This is a genomic window from Haloferax sp. ATCC BAA-644 (assembly GCF_000336975.1).
GTDB classification, from domain to species: Archaea; Halobacteriota; Halobacteria; order Halobacteriales; family Haloferacaceae; genus Haloferax; species Haloferax volcanii.
On record NZ_AOLF01000037.1, the window covers coordinates 21,907 to 39,571 of the forward strand.

The 17,665-nt window shown below is 65.9% G+C and carries 18 protein-coding genes; 11 read left to right on the forward strand and 7 right to left on the reverse strand.

Features of this window, described 5'->3' with window-relative positions; genetic code table 11:
• Positions 1–91: 91 nt before the first annotated feature.
• From C458_RS16250 to C458_RS16270, 5 genes are all read left to right on the forward strand, one after another.
• Complete coding sequence (locus C458_RS16250) at positions 92–1,105, forward strand: histidinol-phosphate transaminase (RefSeq protein ID WP_008577341.1); 1,014 nt, start codon at positions 92–94, stop codon at positions 1,103–1,105.
• 379 nt (positions 1,106–1,484) lie between these two features.
• A complete protein-coding gene (locus tag C458_RS16255) occupies positions 1,485–2,258 on the forward strand; it encodes a P-loop NTPase (protein WP_008577343.1) in 774 nt (257 codons plus the stop codon).
• Positions 2,255–2,839, forward strand: coding sequence for a hypothetical protein (locus C458_RS16260; protein ID WP_008577344.1), 585 nt, complete (start codon positions 2,255–2,257; stop codon positions 2,837–2,839). Before C458_RS16255 ends, C458_RS16260 begins: the two co-directional genes overlap by 4 nt.
• Before the next feature lie 64 nt (positions 2,840–2,903).
• The gene (locus C458_RS16265; RefSeq protein WP_008577345.1) at positions 2,904–3,371 is read left to right on the forward strand and encodes an OsmC family protein; all 468 of its coding nucleotides are present in this window, start codon (positions 2,904–2,906) and stop codon (positions 3,369–3,371) included.
• A 73-nt stretch (positions 3,372–3,444) separates the two neighbouring features.
• On the forward strand, positions 3,445–4,176 hold the full coding sequence (locus tag C458_RS16270) for a hypothetical protein (protein WP_008577346.1): 732 nt from the start codon (positions 3,445–3,447) through the stop codon (positions 4,174–4,176).
• 240 nt (positions 4,177–4,416) lie between these two features.
• Here C458_RS16270 and C458_RS16275 read toward each other — a convergent pair whose 3' ends face one another.
• On the reverse strand, positions 4,417–4,863 hold the full coding sequence (locus C458_RS16275) for an ester cyclase (protein ID WP_008577347.1): 447 nt from the start codon (positions 4,861–4,863) through the stop codon (positions 4,417–4,419).
• Between the two features lie 570 nt (positions 4,864–5,433).
• Between C458_RS16275 and C458_RS16280 the strand changes: the two genes are divergently transcribed.
• Together C458_RS16280 and C458_RS16285 are read left to right on the forward strand one after the other, a co-directional pair.
• A complete protein-coding gene (locus tag C458_RS16280) occupies positions 5,434–5,967 on the forward strand; it encodes an amino acid-binding protein (RefSeq protein WP_008577349.1) in 534 nt (177 codons plus the stop codon).
• Complete coding sequence (locus tag C458_RS16285; RefSeq protein ID WP_008577350.1) at positions 5,964–6,914, forward strand: homoserine dehydrogenase; 951 nt, start codon at positions 5,964–5,966, stop codon at positions 6,912–6,914. The genes C458_RS16280 and C458_RS16285 overlap by 4 nt, the downstream gene beginning before the upstream one ends.
• A gap of 80 nt (positions 6,915–6,994) precedes the next feature.
• On the opposite strand, the gene C458_RS16290 is transcribed toward C458_RS16285, so the two are convergent.
• The gene (locus C458_RS16290) at positions 6,995–7,669 is read right to left on the reverse strand and encodes a type I 3-dehydroquinate dehydratase (protein WP_008578422.1); all 675 of its coding nucleotides are present in this window, start codon (positions 7,667–7,669) and stop codon (positions 6,995–6,997) included.
• Between the two features lie 610 nt (positions 7,670–8,279).
• Complete coding sequence (locus C458_RS16295; protein WP_008577352.1) at positions 8,280–8,948, reverse strand: type I 3-dehydroquinate dehydratase; 669 nt, start codon at positions 8,946–8,948, stop codon at positions 8,280–8,282.
• Positions 8,949–9,277: 329 nt separating this feature from the next.
• Here C458_RS16295 and C458_RS16300 point away from each other — a divergent pair, with 329 nt between their 5' ends.
• Positions 9,278–10,174, forward strand: a complete 897-nt coding sequence (locus C458_RS16300; protein WP_008577353.1) for an NAD(P)-dependent oxidoreductase — start codon at positions 9,278–9,280, stop codon at positions 10,172–10,174.
• Positions 10,175–10,234: 60 nt separating this feature from the next.
• On the opposite strand, the gene C458_RS16305 is transcribed toward C458_RS16300, so the two are convergent.
• From C458_RS16305 to C458_RS16315, 3 genes are all read right to left on the reverse strand, one after another.
• Positions 10,235–11,008, reverse strand: coding sequence for an IclR family transcriptional regulator (locus C458_RS16305; RefSeq protein WP_008577354.1), 774 nt, complete (start codon positions 11,006–11,008; stop codon positions 10,235–10,237).
• A gap of 220 nt (positions 11,009–11,228) precedes the next feature.
• A complete protein-coding gene (locus C458_RS16310; protein WP_004065137.1) occupies positions 11,229–11,918 on the reverse strand; it encodes a 4-carboxy-4-hydroxy-2-oxoadipate aldolase/oxaloacetate decarboxylase in 690 nt (229 codons plus the stop codon).
• Between the two features lie 197 nt (positions 11,919–12,115).
• Entirely contained in the window at positions 12,116–13,126 is a 1,011-nt protein-coding gene (locus C458_RS16315; protein WP_004044327.1) for a tripartite tricarboxylate transporter substrate binding protein, read from the reverse strand.
• 246 nt (positions 13,127–13,372) lie between these two features.
• Between C458_RS16315 and C458_RS16320 the strand changes: the two genes are divergently transcribed.
• A complete protein-coding gene (locus C458_RS16320) occupies positions 13,373–14,416 on the forward strand; it encodes a zinc-binding dehydrogenase (protein WP_008577355.1) in 1,044 nt (347 codons plus the stop codon).
• Between the two features lie 229 nt (positions 14,417–14,645).
• Here C458_RS16320 and C458_RS16325 read toward each other — a convergent pair whose 3' ends face one another.
• Positions 14,646–15,293, reverse strand: a complete 648-nt coding sequence (locus tag C458_RS16325; RefSeq protein WP_008577357.1) for an MBL fold metallo-hydrolase — start codon at positions 15,291–15,293, stop codon at positions 14,646–14,648.
• 293 nt (positions 15,294–15,586) lie between these two features.
• On the opposite strand from C458_RS16325, the gene C458_RS16330 reads away from it, so the two are divergent.
• Positions 15,587–16,102 carry a tripartite tricarboxylate transporter TctB family protein gene (locus C458_RS16330; protein ID WP_008577359.1) on the forward strand — a complete coding sequence of 172 codons (516 nt, stop codon included), beginning with the start codon at positions 15,587–15,589 and terminating at the stop codon, positions 16,100–16,102.
• On the forward strand, positions 16,102–17,589 hold the full coding sequence (locus C458_RS16335; RefSeq protein WP_006600663.1) for a tripartite tricarboxylate transporter permease: 1,488 nt from the start codon (positions 16,102–16,104) through the stop codon (positions 17,587–17,589). The genes C458_RS16330 and C458_RS16335 overlap by 1 nt, the downstream gene beginning before the upstream one ends.
• The last annotated feature ends 76 nt before the right edge of the window (positions 17,590–17,665 follow it).

Here is a 17,665-nt window from a genome sequence, read left to right on the forward strand (position 1 = left end):
GGCGAAACGCGTTTCCGGCCGAGGAATCCACGGTGGTAGCTAAGTGGTCCCCGGAGAAGCCTTGATTATGGTTGGTAGCTAGCAGGTCGGTATGGACCCCGGTTCCGTTTCCGACGTCGACCATGTGACTCACGGCGGGACCGCCGACCACTCGCTGGTCGATTTCAGCACCGGCTCGAACCCGGAACGCCCGCCCGGCCTCGCCGGCGTCTACGAATCGGCGCTCGCCACGGCGCGGCGGGACTCGCTGGACGACTACTCGCGGTTCCGCGTCGCCGCCGCGGAGTTCGTCGGCTGCAACCCCGACGAGGTTATCCCCGCCGCTGGCGTCATCGAAGCGCTCCGACTCGCCGCCGGCGTGACCGTCTCGCCCGGCGACAGCGTGGCGCTTCCGGCACCTTGCTGCGGCGAGTACGCCCGCGAAATCCGGCTCCAGGGGGGCGAACCGGTCCACGTTCCGCACGACCGCCTCCTCGAAACCGTCGACCCCGCCGAGCACGCGGCGGTGATTCTCAGCTATCCCGCCAACCCGGTCGGGACCGCGTACCCGCGAGACGAGCTTCGGGCGTTCATCGACGACTGCCGCCGGGGCGATACGCCCGTCATCGTCGACGAGACGTACCTCGGCTTCACGCGCCTCCCGAGCACGGCCGGCCTCGACGGCGTTATCGCGCTCCACTCGGTGACGAACGTCTTCGGCGTCCCCTCGCTCCGCGCGGGCTTCGCGGCCGCGGCGGGCGACCTCGGCGACCGGCTCTCGCGGGCGCGCTGTACGTGGGTGCTGTCGGCCCCCGCGGTGGAGGTCGCGACGTTCTGTCTCGAACAGGACGCCTTCCTCGAAGCGACTCGCGACCGGGTCGAACGGGAGCGCCCGAGGGTGATTGCGGGGCTGGACCGACTCGGCTACGACCCGCACCCCGCCGACAGCGCGCTCGTGTTGTTCTGCGCCGACGATGTCGACCGCGTACTCCGCGAGACCCGACGGCGCGGCTTCGCCGTCCGCGACGCCCGCGACTATCAGGGCCTCGACTCACACGTCAGAATCAGCGTCCGCCGCCCGGACGAGAACGACCGCCTGCTCGACGCGCTCGCCGAGGCGACCTGAGCAACCGCGTCACCCACCGACGCGCTCGCCGGGACGCGAACGCCGACTCACCGACGACTCGCCGCCGAGCCGACGCCAGCCGACGGTCGCAGTTCCGTCCCGGATGGGGCCGCGGAACTCGGTTGCGCGCCGCGATTCGAACCGCCGTCACCGATTCAGGTACACGATGAACGCGATGGTGAGGAGGGTCGCGTACACCGCGAACGTCGAATCCTCGACTGCGAAAGCGAACGATTGGATGGCAATTCTGAACATCGGTGGTCGTTTCACACACTGTTGGCCTCACTATTAATGCTTGTTACTAGTTGACACGATGTCCGTCGGCGCGCGTCCACCCCCGTTCCGAACACTTATGCGAAATCGCCGGGCACGTGGGGGCATGGTCGAGGCGTTCGCCGTCGCCAGCGGGAAGGGCGGCACCGGGAAGACGACGAGTACGCTCGCGCTGGGGATGGCGCTCGCCGAGGAGTACGACGTGACCGTAATCGACGCGGACACGGGCATGGCGAACCTACTTTTCCACGCCGGGTTGGACGACGCCGACGTGACGCTCCACGACTTACTCGTCGACGAGCGCGACGCCGCGGTGTCCGAGGCGGTGTACGAGCGGTTCGGGCTGTCGGTCGTCCCCTGCGGCACGAGTCTCGCGGCGTTCGAGGCCGCGGACCCGGGTCGCCTCCGCGACGTGGTCGCCGAGCTCGCGGCCGACACGGACGTGTTGCTCCTCGATTCGCCCGCCGCGCTCGGCTCGAAGAGCGCGGTGCTCCCCGTCGTCCTCGCGGACCGCATCGTCGTCGTCCTCCAGCCCACCGTGCCGTCTCTGTCCGACGGGCTGAAAGTCCAGGAGTACGCCCACTCCTACGGCACAGACACCGCGGGCGTGGTGTTCAACCGCGTGCGCCCCGACGAGAACGTGGAGACAATCGCCGAGCAGGCCGGCCGCTACTTCGGGGGACAGACGCTCGCGTCGGTCCCCGAGAGCGACGCGGTCCGCGCGGCCCGCCGCGAGGGAAAACCTCTCCTCGCGCACGCCCCCGACGACCCGGCCGCCGACGCCTTCCGCGAGGCGGCCGCCCGACTCGACGTGCGCGACGGCGACGGCCGCGAGGTCGCAGAGCGGTTCAAAAGCGCCGTCGTCCCCGAGCGAATATGAGAATCCCGCGGGGCGAACTCCATCGGTCGCGCGTCGTCGACGACGCGGCGGCGGTGCTTCGGACGGTGCTCGACGAGGAACTCACCGGCTACGTCGTCTTCGAGCCGCAGGACGCGCTCCTGCTCGGCGAGACCACCCGCGGCGTCGTCACGTTCGAAGACGGAGTTCCCGTCCTCGCCTACGACACGGAACGCGAGGTCGGCGGCCGCGACGGGCTGGAGGGGTTCGCCGTCACCGGCCCGACCCGCGCCGCGGTCCACGCCGTCGACGCCGCGGAGCTCGCGGACGCCCACGGGGTCGAGGAGTTCCGCGTCCCGCCGGGCGAGCCGGCCCGCGTCCTCGCCGGCGACGAGCGGTTGGCGACAGAGACCCTCGACGCCGCCCCCGCCGCGCGCCGCGAGGAGAGCCGCGACCAGAGCGCGGTCGAAGCGTTCCTCGCCGACGCCGACGCCATCGAGGAGATTCGGTCCGAGGCCCGGGAGGAGGCCCGCGCGAGGGCGTCGGAGTGGGGGCTCGACGACGTGCTGGCGGACGACGCCGACGAGTCGGCCGCGATAGACGCCGGCCCGGACAGTCGCTGACACGCTTCTCGACGGTTGAGAACCGTCTTCTGTGGCTATCGCTCTGCGGTGTCTCTCTCTAGGTATGTCCGCCGAGAAATCCCAGACCCAGAACCAACCCCTGACGTTCGCCGTCGCTGCGGCGGCCGAATCACCGACCGAGACCCGCGTCTCCGTCCGCGACTTCGAGTTCGTCGTCGACGAGCCCGAATCGCTGGGCGGGGCGAACGCCGGCCCGAACCCCGTCGAGTACGTCCTCGGTGCGCTCGCCGGCTGTCTGAACGTCACGGCTCACGTCGTCGCCCGCGAGATGGACCTCGACGTTCGCGACCTCGAAATCGCCATCGAGGGCGACCTGAACCCCGCGACGTTCATGGGCAAGCGCGAGGACGGCCGCGCCGGCTACCAGGAGATTCGCGTCGCGGTCACCGCCGACGTCGACGCCGACGCCGAAACCATCGACGCGTGGCTCGCCGCGGTCGAAGCGCGCTGCCCGGTCAGCGACAACCTGCGCAACGAGACGCCGCTCGCGCTCTCGTTCGACCGGCGGTAGCTGCCGCACTCGCGTCGCGGCCGCCGACGCGGAGCGGGGACAGAGCCAAACCGCCGTCGCCCGTAGCTCCCCTGTGACCGTTTTGCGCCTCCTTCGACTCCGCCGGCCCGCCGACTTCGCAGACTGGTACCGAATCGGTGCCGAGTACGTCCACGACGTGGCCGCGGGCATGGGCTTTCGCGTCGGCGACTTCGAGTCGCGGGTGGTCCGCGCGACGGACGCCATGCGCGCGGGGCGAACCGACCTGCCCCCGGACCTCGCCCGCTCCGTCGCCGCAGATCTACTGGCCGACGCGGCGTTCTGCGACCCGTTCTGTCAGTGGATGCCGTTGTGGTACGAACTCGGCCTCGCGGCCCCGTGCGCCTACGCCGACTACCGACTCCGGCGGGTCGCCGAGCAGTACGCCGACGACCTCCCGCACCTGTCGGTGCCGCGGTTCTCCCGCCCCGAAGACGTGTACGTCGACGGCCGCCCCGCGACGGCGTGCGTCGACGGCTTCACCGAGCGGTTCGTCCTCGCCGACGCCGTCCTCCATCTGGAGTGGTTCACCTACGTCGCCCGTGAGTCGGGCATCTTCGTCCCGCCGCTGTTGGTCGAGCGGACCCGCGAGCAGACCGTCGCCTACTACGCCGGCCGGCGGGAGGAACTCGACCCCGACGTGCGGAGCTTCCAACGACTGCTGTTTTCGGACGACGAGTGGGTCCGCCGCATCGCCGACGTGTACGACCTCGACAGCATCCTGTTCGACTACTGGGAGCGAATCCTCGCACAGGAGCGCCGCCGCCTTTCGACGTTCGACGGCTGACCGTTCGGCCGCCAGGCGTGCGTTCTGAACACACGCAGCATATGACATTTGAAAAATGTTTTAACGGAGGACGTAGTACGCGTCTACTGCAGGTAGATACCTGCACTTGGGTTGCGTATACAGGGGAGGTTTTTCCCCAGTGTCCGTGGAGTGCGGGCGGGTGCCCGGTCGTCCGCGCTCTTCCTTCTCATCCGTCGAGCCGCGCGGTCGCCGCGCAGAACATATCGGTCTCGGCGCGTCTCACGCCGTAGGCAGTTCGACAGCGCCGAGTTGCGTGAGCATGCCGAGCATGTCCGGTTGGACCCACCGCTCGGCAATCACGCCGTCTTCGATGCGGGTGAACACCATGTTGCCGACCTCGATGGTCTTCCCGGTCGGTTCGATACCCATGAACGCGCCGTCGTGGGTCCCGCGGAGCGTGACGCGCATGGCGACCGTGTCGCCCTCTGTAATCGCGTCTTCGACCGTGGCCGAGAAATCCGAAAAAGACTCTCGGAGTCCCGAAATCTGGGCTTTGAGTTCGTCGCGTCCGCGGACCTCCCCGAGCGGACTGTGGTCGATAACGTCCGCGGTGCAAATCTCGTCGATGAGACCGACGTTCCCCTCGCTCGCGACTTCCTCCGGGAAGCGTCGAGCGAGTCGCTCGTTCCCGGTCGGCGTCGGTGTCGGTGTGCTTGCTGATGCCATTCTTGTTCTCTCCGCTCCGTCGCACCCGTCCGCAGACCGCAGCGTTCTCGCTTACCGCCGGCGGCGGATACACCAAACTCTACGCTGTGTGAGCTGTTAACTATTGTCTGTGCATCGTCTCAGAGTCCAGCAGATAGTACTGCTCCTAACAGACACAACAAAGGGACAGAAGACGAGCGGCGTTTGGTTCTCTCGAATTGAGTTTTGGACAAGCTCTATCGGGTCTCCAATACACTGTGTAACCGAAATAAGTAGTGTAAATTCGCGACTGGTGTCTTCGAACTTAGATTTCTCAAAAACCCCTCCCGAATTCTCTCCGATATACTATTGTGTATTATATGAACCTCTCCATTCACGGGTCGGCCTCCCAGCGCGGTAATCTTTGTAGCGAACCTGTGCACATTTCGGGCCGACGCGCGTACGGCGAACCCTCAGCGATGACTCTCTCACAGCAGACGGGGCGACGGCCGCGCCCGGGGCCGGTGCCCGACCCGTTCGAACGCAATACGTATATGGGTGTGCTCGAACGAACTTCGACAATGAACGACGCGTTAGTACGGTGTTGGACAGATGAGTGAGGTCCACAACGACGTGCAGGCGTACACGCTTCGACTCGAACTGGTCGACGAGCCCGGCGAACTCCTGCGGTCGCTGCAACCCATCGCCGAACACGGGGGGAACCTCCTCTCGATTTTCCACGAGCGCGGCAACGTCACCCCGCGCGGCTACATCCCGGTGGAAGTCGACATCGAGGCGACGCCCGACCGTTTCGACAACATCGTCGAGGGGCTGAGCGACGCCGGCATCAACGTCATCCAGGCCGGCACCGAGCGGTACAGCGAGCGCCTGACTATCATCCTCTCGGGTCACCTCATCGAGACGGATCTCTCGGACACGCTGACGCAGATTGAGGCGACGCGGAACGCGACCGTCACCGATATCTCGCTGTCCGCACCCGCCGGCTCTATCGACGTCTCCAGCGCCCGCTTCCAACTGGCCGCCGAATCGGGGTCGACCGAAGACGTCCTCTCGGCCATGCGCGACATCGCCGACGAGAAGGACCTCCAGCTCGTCGAGCCGCTGACTGTGGGGGGTCGCCCGTGAGGCTCTGCGTCCTCGGTGCCGGTGCGGTCGGCAGCTCCGTCGTCGAACTCGCCGCCGAACACGGCCACGTCGTGACCGCGTTCGCTGACTCCGACAGCGCCGTCGTCGACGCCGACGGCATCGACGCCGACGCGGTGCTGTCGAAGAAGCGAGAAGACGGCGTGGTCGGCGGGGCGGACCCCGGAGCGGTGTTCGACGCCGACTACGACGTGTTAGTGGAGGCGACGCCGACGACGCTCGGTGACGCCGAACCCGGCTTTTCGCACGTCGAGCGGGCGCTGGCCGACGACCGCCACGTCGTGCTCGCGAACAAAGGCCCGGTCGCAGAACGCTACGCCGACCTGCGCGCGCTCGAAGCCGAAAGCGAGGGGACCGTCCGCTTCGGCGCGACCGTCGGCGGCGCGCTCCCCATCCTCTCGACTATCGAGGACGTGAGCCCGTCGCGCGTGTCGGCGGTGTACGGCGTGCTGAACGGGACGGCGAACTTCGTCCTCTCGCGGATGGCCGCCGAGGGACTCGATTACGAACACGTCCTCGCGGAGGCGCAGGACCTCGGCGTCGCGGAGGCCGACCCGACCTTCGACGTCGACGGCACGGACACGGCGCTCAAGGGCGTCATCGTCGCCAACGTCCTCGCCGAGGGCGAGACGGAGTTCACGCTCGACGACGCCGCGGTCGAGGGGATTCAGGAGCTCTCGGGGGGGATGCTCGACCTCGCGCAGGAAGACGGCCAGACGATTCGACTCATCGTCGAAGTCGCGGACGGTTCGGTCCGCGTCGGCCCGCGACTGGTGTCCGCAAACGGGGCGGTCGCCCCGTCGGGGACCGAAAACGCCGTCCAAATCGAAGCCGACTACTGCGGCCGACTGGGCATCACCGGGCGCGGGGCCGGCGGTCCAGAAACGGCGAGCGCGGTGCTGACGGATATCGAGCGACTCGACGACTGACGCCGGGCGACGAGTACGAGTCCGCGGCGAGAAGAGATGAAACGAGTCTGCTGACGGCGAGCGGCCGACAGTCGGGGTCGTCAGTCCGAGAGCGTCAGTTCCTTCGGCACCGACACCTCGCTCCGAATCGTGTCGATGACCCGTCCGTCGACGCGCTCGTTTTTCGTGAGTTCGATGAGCGAGGCGAGCTTTTCGAGCGGAATCTGCCCCGGCGCGTAGTCGTTGTCGTCCGCGAGGAGGGGCGCGTAGCCGAGCTTCGACCCGTAGAGATGGCCGATGACGCGGGTGTGACTCCCGAGTTCGCCCATCGAGATACCGGCCACGTCGATGCCGCGGTTGGTCGCGTCGTTGACGGCCTCCAAGAGCGTGAGCGTGTCGCGCTGGTTTTGGGGGTACACCGCCACCTTCGCAACGTCACCGAACTCCGCGCACTGCTCGATAATGGCGTCGAGCACCTCGCGGTCGGGCGTCTCATCGAAGTCGTGATGCGAGATGATGAGCTGCACGTCGTTCTCGCGGAACTCGTGGGCCAGCCACTCCTTGGCGCGGACGGTCTCGAGTTCGATGTCGACGAACTCCACGGCGTCGTACCGAGATGCGGAAAACAGGTCGTCCAATCGTCCGGTGTCGCTTGCCTTTCCCCCGAACCACCGTGCGCGATTGGTCGCGATTATCGGGAGTTCGCCGTCGTACGCGGCGAGTTGTTCGAGCGGGTCGTCCGCTTGGTCCATTCGGAATTCGATGAGGTCTGCCACCCCTCGTGCGTCTACCTCTCGTGTGAGGTCGTTTGTTGTTGCCGCCAGTGCAGACTCGTCGAGTTTCATGTGAACGCCTATCATCCCATCGCGTATAAATCTTAGCTGTCGACGCAAGAGTTCTCACCCCCTCGTAGGCGGTGAGAGACGCCGTTTTCGGCGGTTTCCCCGGAATATTCATCGAAGATACCGGCTATGAGCCGACGATTATGAGGCACTAATTTGAACACTGACGAGAAACCTTCGGCGCTCGGCGTCAACGCTCGGCTATCTGTTCTCCGACGAGGCGACCGGATACCGGCAGTCGGCGTCTGCCGGCGACCGACGTGGGCGCGCGCAGTCGGTGAGCCGCCCAGTCGAGTCGTTCGGTCGCCCGGCCGGGCGACCACCCCGACTCGAACGGCGTCTCGCCCGGACGAGTCGGCCCTATCCGGTCGAGATATCTCTGATTTCTTTGGTTACACTATATCTGATATTATTAACGTCTCGTCGGTACAACACTCCCGCGTCGGGCCGGTCCGACACACCGACAGTCGCGGACGATTCCGTGGGCGAACCGCCCGGTTCGGCGCGGTCGACCCGTCGATTCGCCGTTCCCGACTCGACGGGCTCACCGGGCCGTAGAGACCCACTCGACGAGGTTCGACAGCTTTCCGAGGTCGATGTCGTTCGGAGCGCGCTCGTCGCTGACGATGGGTGCATAGGCGATGGACGCACCGTAGAACACGCCGATGACTCGGGTGTGACGGCCGATTTCGCCCAGCGCGTAGCCGGTAACTCGCATCCCCCGTTCGGAGGCGGTATTGAACGACTGCAACAGCGCGAGCGAGTCGGTTTTCTCCTCGGCGGTGACGACGAGTTTCGCCACGTCGCCGTAGTTATTGCACTCTGATACTATCTGCAAAAGCTCTGATTTCTGGGGTTTCTCGTGGCGGTCGTAGTGGGAGACGATGAGTTCGACGCCCTGCTCGCGCAGTTCGTCTCGGAGCCATCCGCACTCACGAATCGTCCGCAGTTCCACGTCGACCATCTCGACGGCGTCGAACGCGGCGGCGGCCGCGAGGGTCTCCAGCCGGTCGGACTCGGCGGCGGTTCCACCGGCCCACTCCGGCCGGTTCGAGACGATGAGCGGGACCGACCCGTCGTACTCGTCGAGCGCGTCGAGCGGGGTGGACGCCCCGTCCATCCGGAACTCGACGTAGTCCGCGATGCCCTCCGCGGCCGCCGCTTCGGTCAGCGTCTCGGTCACTCCGGCCAACGCGTATGCGTCCGCAGCCATGGAACTTGATACCAAGCACTCGTATAAAAATAGTTCCCCGCCGAGCGCGTTTCGCCGTCACCTGTCAGTCCCTCGAAACCCGACACACAGTCACGCACGCCGCCGTTTTGACAATGTTGGAATCATCCGAGAGTCACGAATCTCGGTCGACGACGGCGTTTCGCGGATAACTATAACAAACCTAGTCTTGTAATCATCATGGTTTTACAGTCTATATTTGTTTCAACGATGTCGAAATACGGGCGGTCGAAGCGGCGCGTTTCCGAGCGAGACGAACTTACCGCCGCCACCAAGATTTAAATCGGGGAGTTCCGTATCCCTCAGTATCGATGGTTACGCAGCAAGTCCTAGTCACGGGTCCGTTCGGTGAGGCGGGCGAAGCGATTCTCAACCACCTCGCGGAACGCGACGAGTACGAGTTCACGTATCTCGACCGGACCGAACACCCGGAGTACGAGACGTTCGTCGCAGACATCGCGGATTACGAGGCTATCCGCCCGGCGTTCGACGGGCAGGACGCCGTCATCCACCTCGCCGCGCAGTCCGACGCGGGCGCGGCCTTCGAGGACATCGTCGAGCCGAACATCATGGGCACGTACAACGTCCTCAAGGCGATGGAGGACGCCGGCGTCGAGAAGCTCATCTACGCCTCCTCCCAGCGCGTGATGGGGCTGTACGAGGAGGACCTCGCGCCCGACCTTTACGGGGAGGACTACCCCAGCAAGTACGACCCCTTCCGGCTCTCCCACGAGACGCTCCCGAAGCCCGACGGCTACTACGGTGCCTCGAAGATGTTCGGCGAGCACATCTGCCGGACGCACGCCCGCCGCGACGGCGCGCCGAGCCAGGTCTACTCGATTCGCATCTCCAGCGTGCGGACCGAGCGGTACGACCACCCCTACGGCGACGCTGAGCGCGGCGTCGACCGCGGCGACGAGCACAAAGTCGAGGACGGCGAGGTGTGGGACCAGTCACAGACGGGCTCGTGGGAGCGCGGGAGCGACGAGTACGAGGAGATGGTCAAGCGGCTCAAGGCGACGTGGACCTCGCAGCGTGACTTCGCGCACCTGCTCGAATGCTGTCTCGAAGACGACTCGGTCACCTACGACACGTTCTACGCGGTGAGCGGCAACAAGGCTCGCTGGTTCGATATCGACCACGCGAAGGCGGTCCTCGACTACGAACCGGCCGACGACGGCTCCGAGTGGGACAGCCCGCCCGAGTGAGACGACGGGAGACCGCCGCCGAGCGCAGCGACCGCGGCCGACGCCGCTTCGGTCGCCCGCTCAGTACTGCTTGATTTTCAGCTCGATGATGTTCTTCTTGTTCAGGAGCGCCGGGCCGAGTTCCTCTTCGATGCGGCCGTCCTCGATGCGGCTCATCGGGCCGCTGATGCTTATCGCGCCGACGGCGTCGTCCGGCTCGGAGACGATGGCGGTGCCGACCGCGCAGACGCCGGGGTAGTGTTCCCCGCGGTTGATGGAGTAGCCGCGGTCGCGAATCGCTTCGAGTTCCTCGTGGAGCGCCTCGCGGTCGGTGATGGTGGCGTCGGTCAGGGCCGGGAGGCCGCGGCGGTCGACGATGCGGTCGACCTCGTCCCGCGAGTGCTCCGCGAGCATCGCCTTTCCCGTCGCCGTCGAGTGGAGGTAGAGGTGGTCGCCGAGCGGCGCGTCGTCGTCGATGGACTCCGGGCTCTGGGCCTTGTAGAGCTGGACGGCGAACCCGTTTTGCTCGACGGTCACGTTGGTGTGCTCGCCGGTCTGTTCTTTCAGTTCGTCGAGTTCCGGCTTGGCGACCCGGTACAGCGCCATCCTGTCGCGCATCGCCCCGCCCATCTCGAGGAACCGCAGGCTGCAATGGTACTCGCTTCCGACCTTGACGACGTAGTCGGTGTCCACGAGCGTCGCCAGATGGATGTGCGCCGTGCTGACCGGCAGCCCCATGTCCTCGGCGGTCTCCGACAGCGTCGCGCCGTCGACTTCGCGGAGATATCGGATGATGTCGAACGCCTGTTCGACGCTCTGTATCCGCCGCGAGCCCGAACCGGTGGAGTTCGTCATGACTTGACGATGGGCCACCGCGTCCCTAATAGCACCGATTCGTTTCAACGATGTTGGAGCTCGAGGTGGCAAACGCCTCGGCTACCCGCGTCACGGGTCGAGGCGTCGCTCGCCACGGGTCGGATGCTCGCAAAAAACGCGGGTCGCCGGGTGGCATGCCAGTCGACGTGCGGACTGTTCGAGTCGGTCGTCGTCGCGGCTCGCCGCGTCTTCGGTGACGTTACTGAATCGAGTCTTCGGGACCGACGATGGTCAGGTTCTCGAACAGTTCGTCGTAGCCGTTGAGCTCGTAGAGGTACTCGCCCTCGAGGACTTCCTCGCGGACGGAATCCTCGGCGCTGAGCTTCTCGTGTGCGCGTTCGAGGACTTCCTCGGCTCCCTCGCGGGGAATGACCGCGAGTCCGTCGTCGTCGCCGATGACGATGTCGCCGGGGTCGACGCTGACGCCGCCGACGGAGACGGTGACGTTGATGGAGCCGGGGTCCTGCTTGAGCGGCCCTTGGGGGTTGACGCCGCGGCCGTACACCGGGAACTCCATCTCGGCGATTTCGCGGCTGTCGCGGTACGCGCCGTCGATGACCAGTCCGGCGAGCCCGTTCGCCTGACACGAGGTGCACATCAGTTCGCCGACGTGGCCGGTGTCGGTGTAGCCGTCGCAGTCGATGATGAGCACGTCGCCCGGCTCGGTCAGCGTAATCGCCTTGTGAATGATGAGGTTGTCGCCGGGCGCGGCCTTCACCGTGACTGCGGTCCCGGCCATCTCGACGCCGTCGTAGGCCGGGCGCAGGCCGGCGTCCATGGTCAGTCCGATGTTGCCGGTCACGTCGGAGACGATGGTGCTCGGAATCTCCTCGAACGCCTCGACGAGTTCGCGGTCCGGTCGCTCTACGTCGGGCTCTATCGTGTGCATACTCGACCCGATGCGGACGATTCACGTTAAACTATCGGTCGGTCGAACGCTTGCGGTCCGCGTCGCGGGTCGCGGGCGCGCTGTGAGGACCGCCGCCGCTCGCGGTGTGGAGCCGACGAAAAGAGAAGGGCGCGGGTACGTGTCGAGTCGGGTGCCTCTGTCGCGGGGAACGGGATTCGATGGCGGCGGTGGCGACGTTACTGCTCTTCGATGCCGAGTTCGTCGACGAGGTTGCCGTAGAACTCGTACTGCTGGTCGAGGAAGTCCTGAAGCTCGTCGGGGCCGCGTTCGACGCGGATGAAGTTGTTGTTCTCCATGAACTCCACGAACGAGTCGTCCTCGTAGACGGCGCTGTACACGTCGGCGAGCTGTTGTTTCAGCTCGTCGTCGATGCCGGCGGGCGCGAAGTGCGCGAGCCACGAGCCGATGGAGATGTCGAGACCCTGGTCCTGGAGCGTCGGCGTGTTCGGGAGCGCTTCGACCTGCTGGTCGAACGCCACGCCGAGGGCGGACAGTCCGCCGTCTTGGACCTGTGGGGCGACCTCGGCGGCGCCGACCGCGGTACAGTCGACTTCGCCGTTCACGACGGCCGTCATGGCCGGGGCGGCACCCTCGTAGGAGATGTGCTCGACGTTGACGCCGGCCTCGCTGGCGATGCCGGCCGCCGCCATGTGCCACGACGACCCGAACCCGGAGTTCGCCATTTGCAGGGTGTTGTCCTGCCCGTAGCTGATCCACTCGTCGAGCGTGGAGAACTCGGCGTCCTCGCTGACGACGAGCGCCGCGGGGAACTCGGTGTACTGCATGATGGGCGTGATGTCGTCGGGGCTGAGGTCGGCGATACCGAGGTGCTCGAACAGCGCAATCTCGGGGGCAGTACAGCCGATGGTGTGCCCGTCGGGCTCGGCGTTGGCCGCCGCGTTCATCCCGACCGAGCCGGAGCCACCGGTCTGGTTGCTGACGTTCCACGAGACATCGGTGTGGTTCTCAGCCGCGTCTGCGACCGCGCGGCTCGTTCGGTCGGCTCCGCCCCCGGCGGACCACGGCGAGATAACCTCGACCGGACGGGAGGGCCACTCTTGCTCTCCCGAGAGGCTGCCGAGACAGCCGGCCGAGAGCGCAACCCCGCCGACGCCGGCGGCCTTGATGAAGTTCCGTCTGTTCAGCGCGCTCCGTCCACTCCGATTGCTAATGGTGTCGTCTCCCATTGTACCCGAATGTTTGAACAATCCATACAATAAGCATTGTGGTCGCTCCGAATATGGCGCGACGGTCGATACCGCGGTGCAGTTCTGAACGATTTCGCGCGCCCGCGAGCGCCGGCCGAAACGGGAGGGTTCGCGGGGACTCGCGCTCGCGACATCGCTTGACGGCTCGCGTTCGTGTCGACCGTTGCCCGCAAGCTTCTCCCCCAAGAGCGTAGATTTATACCCCGGCGGTATTCAAGGAGATGTATGCGCGGGTTAGCCAAAACGAGCCGAGAGCCCGGAGCTATGGAACTCGTCGACGTCGAGACACCCGAACCGGCGTCCAACGAGGTCCTCATCGAAGTCGACTACGCCGGACTCTGCGGGAGCGACGCGGGAATCTACAAGTTCAAGTCCGCCTTCGAGCGGATGAACATGCCGACGGTCATCGGCCACGAGTACACGGGCCGCGTGGTCGAACGCGGCGACGACGCCACCCGGTTTTCCGTCGGTGAGCGCGTGGTCGAGCGGCCGATTCGCGGCTGCGGCGAGTGTTTCCAGTGCCAAATCGGTGAGGAGAGCATCTGTCAGAACGCGGTCCTGACCGGCATCGACCTCGACGGGGCGTACGCCGGCTACATCGCCGTCCCCGAGTCGGCGCTCCAGTCGGTCCCGTCGAACGTCGAACCGAAGCACGCGGCGCTCGTCGAACCGACGGCGATCTGCACGCGTGCGGTCATTCAGAACTCCCGGGTCAAAGCCGGCGACCGAGTGCTCGTCGCCGGTCCCGGTCCCATCGGGCTGCTCTGCGCGCAGGTAGCCGCTTCGCAGGGCGCTGAAGTCGTCGTCGCGGGCGTCGGTCGGGACACGAACTACCGACTGCCGCTGGCGGAGGAACTCGGCTACCCCGCGGTCAACATCGAAGAAGACGACTTGAGCGCGACCCAGCGCGAGCTGACCGGCGGCGTCGGCTTCGACGTGGTGTTCGATACGACCGGCCACCCGTCGGGCCTGCCGATGGCGGTCGAGCAGGTCCGCAAGGGCGGCCAGATAGTTCTCGTCGGCCAGACCGGCGAGACCACGATGGAGTTCACGCCGCTCGTCCGCGCAGAGGTCGACCTCCAGTGTACCTACGGCGCGACGTTCGAGGACTTCGAGCGGGCGTTCCGACTCATCGGCTCGGGCGACGTGGACCACGCCACGTTCCTCGACGACCGCTTCCGACTCACCGAGTCCGAAGACGCCTTCGAGGCGTTCCTCGCCGGCGAGACCTGCAAGCCGGTGTTCGACGTTTCGGTCCTTCGGCAGTAAGGCGACCGATTCCGTCTCGCTCGCAGTCACCCTCAGCCATCGTTTCATAGCCGCCGTTCAGTTCTCAGCCACGGCTCGTTTCACACCACGGCTCGTTCACCACTCGCCTGTCTCTGCCGGACCGGGTCCAGAGCGACCGCTTCGCAGTCGGTCGTCAGAAAAGCATGCCGCGAAGTGGGCTATCGGGAATCGTGACACCGCCGGTGCCGCTCGGTTCGACGGGACGGGGTCACTCCGGCCGGGGGTCCCACTCGCGCTCGACGAGGAAGTCGTCGAGCTTGCCCTTGGGGTCCTCGAAGACGTGCGAACCGTGGAAGACGAGCAGCGTCTCGAAGTCGTACTGGAGCAGGTCGTAGAGGTTGATTTCGGCGGCCTTGTGGTCGTCGTTGAACAGCGCCGGCGGCGGGAGCAGATAACCGGCCGGGAGGCCCGCGCGGTCGGCCCCGTCGAGGCTGTCTCCGGAGATGAGGATGCCGCGGTCTTCGAGCAGGAGCGCCGAGGTCGCCTTCGTGTGGCCCGGCACCTCGATGACGCGGATGTTCCCGTCGAGCAGGTCGCCGTCGGTGAACGTCACGTCCGGCTCGTAGTCGATGGCCTCGTGGAGCTTCGACTCGTTGGCCGACGCGACGAGTTCGGGGTCGAACGCCTCCATCACCGACGGGAGGCCGCCGTGGTGGCCGTGGTCGCCGTGGGTGATGATGACGCGGTCGACGCCGCCGTACTCCCGCTCCAGAATCTCGACGAGCTCCTCGCCGTCCTCGTCGAAGCCGGTGTCCACGAGCGTCGTCTTCCCCGTCGGCGTGTCCTTCAGGACGAGGACCCGGACGTGTTCGAACTGAATCTGGTCGATACCCTCGGTGACGTTGCTGACACTCATTCCGATGGAACGGTAGTTCGCAGCGCTGGTTAATTCTATCGATGGGCGCGAAAACCGGCGTTGTCGCCCGCGAACATGTCGGCTTCGCTACCGTACCGCCCGCCCGCCGAGCCACGCTTCAGTGTGCGGTTGTCCAGTCTCGCTGGCGGTCTCCGACGGTGGCTGGACGATAGTCTCGACCGTACATAGTCCTCGTGTCGAAATCGTGACTTTCAGCCCCGAACGGGCGGGTAAAGACCAATATGTTTATTACATACGATTGCTTGGTATCATACCACGAGGCAGAACAAATAATGGTGATTCAGAAAGTCGGGGCCGTCTTGGATAGAATCGGCTTGGAGAGCGTTCGTTCAAGTCCGCTGTCAGTCTTCTTCATCCTGTTTTCGGCCGTCGTCATCTTCTTTGCGAGCCAGTTCCCGTCGGGTGACGGCGTCGGGCCGTCGTTCTTCCCGATTGCGGTGTCGGTCGGCATCATCTTCTTCGCCGGCATCGACGTGCTGACGGGGTCCGAGACGGAGCTCGAAATCTCGGAGTTCGACTTCAAGCCCGCGGCCGTCGTCGCGGGGTTCCTCGTCGCGTACGTACTCGTGATGCCACTCCTCGGGTTCCTCGTGTCGACCATGGTGTTCATGCCGGTCGTCCTCTACTACTCGAACATCCACTCGAAGCTGCTGCTCGCAGTGCTGTCGATTGGGTTCCCCATCGCGCTGTTCTACATCTTTGGCCGCATCTTCCTCGTTCGCCTCCCTGAGGGTATCGTCCCGGTGTCTCGACTGCTGCCGCAGCTCCCGCTGGTGGTGACCTTCTGATGGTCGTCGAATACATCGGGCAGGCGCTCGTCAACCTCGCTGACCCGTTTATCCTCCTGTTGATGGTCGGCGGTATCTTCCTCGGCATCCTCATGGGGTCGATTCCGGGGATGACCGCGACGATGACCATCGCGGTCCTGCTGTCGTTTACCTTCACGATGGAGCCGAGTCAGGGGATGATTCTCCTGTTGGGTATCTACGGCGGCGCGGTGTACGCGGGGTCGATTCCGGCGATTCTCATCCGCACGCCGGGTACCCCGTCGGCGGCGGCGACCATCTTCGACGGCCACCCGCTCTCCCAGAAGGGCGAGGCGGGTCGCGCGATTCGCGTGAGCACCATCGCGTCGTTCGTCGGCGGCGTCATCAGCGTCTTCGCGCTGATGTTCTTCTCGCCGGTCATCGCCGACGCCGCCCTCCGGTTCCGCTCGCCGGAGTTCTTCGCGCTCGCCTTCTTCGGGCTGACCATCATCGCCAGCGTGAGCGGCGACTCGCTCACCAAGGGGATGGTCTCGGGTCTGCTCGGGATGCTCGTTGCGACGGTCGGTATCGACCCCGTGACCGGCTTCCACCGGTTTACGTTCGACATCCCCGAACTGCTCACCGGCGTCGAGTTCATCGCCGTCATGATCGGCCTCTTCGGCATCGCCGAGGGGCTTCGCAAGTACTCCCAGGGCATCAACAGCGGGAACGACCGCGTCGACCAGGAGATAACCGGCGTGTTCCCCTCGCTTTCCGACCTGCGGTCCATCGCGCCGGTCAGCGTCGGGTCGGGCATCCTCGGGTCGTTCATCGGCGCGATTCCCGGCGCGGGCGGCGACATCGCCGCGTTCATCACGTACAACGAGGCCACCCGCTGGCTCAAAGACAGCGTCCCGTCGTTCGGTGAAGGGAACGTTCGCGGCGTCGCGGCCGCCGAGTCCGGGAACAACGCGAGCACCGGCGGCGCACTGATTCCGACGCTGACGCTCGGCATCCCGGGCGACTCCGTCTCCGCCATCCTCATCGGCGCGCTGTTGGTCCACGACGTGAACCCCGGTCCGGGCCTGTACCAAGAGGAGCCGGTGTTGCTGTACACCATCTTCGTCGGGTTCCTCCTCATCTACGTGTTCATCCTCATCTTCGGCATGCTCGGCGCGAACTACTGGGCGCGCCTCATCAACATCCCGAAGTCCCACATCTGGCCCGTCATCCTCGTGCTGTGTGTCATTGGCGCGATCGCCCTCCGCGGCAACGTCTTCGACGCGTGGATCATGCTCGGCGCGGGCGTGTTGGGGTACGCGATGCGGCTCCGGGGCTACCCGCTGGCACCGATGGTGCTCGGGCTCATCCTCGCGCCCATCGCTGAGGAGAACCTCCGCCGGTCGCTCGTCCTCTCGGGCGGGTCGCCGACCATCTTCCTCACGAGTCCCATCGCCCTCGTCATCATCCTGCTCGGTCTGGGTGCGATTGCGCTCCCCGCGGTGCGCTCGATTCGCGCGAACGCGTAACGCCGCCACCCTCGACGCTTTTCTCACGCCGCGTTCGTTCCCCGTCTGATTTCTCCCGTGGGTCGCACCCGAGCGG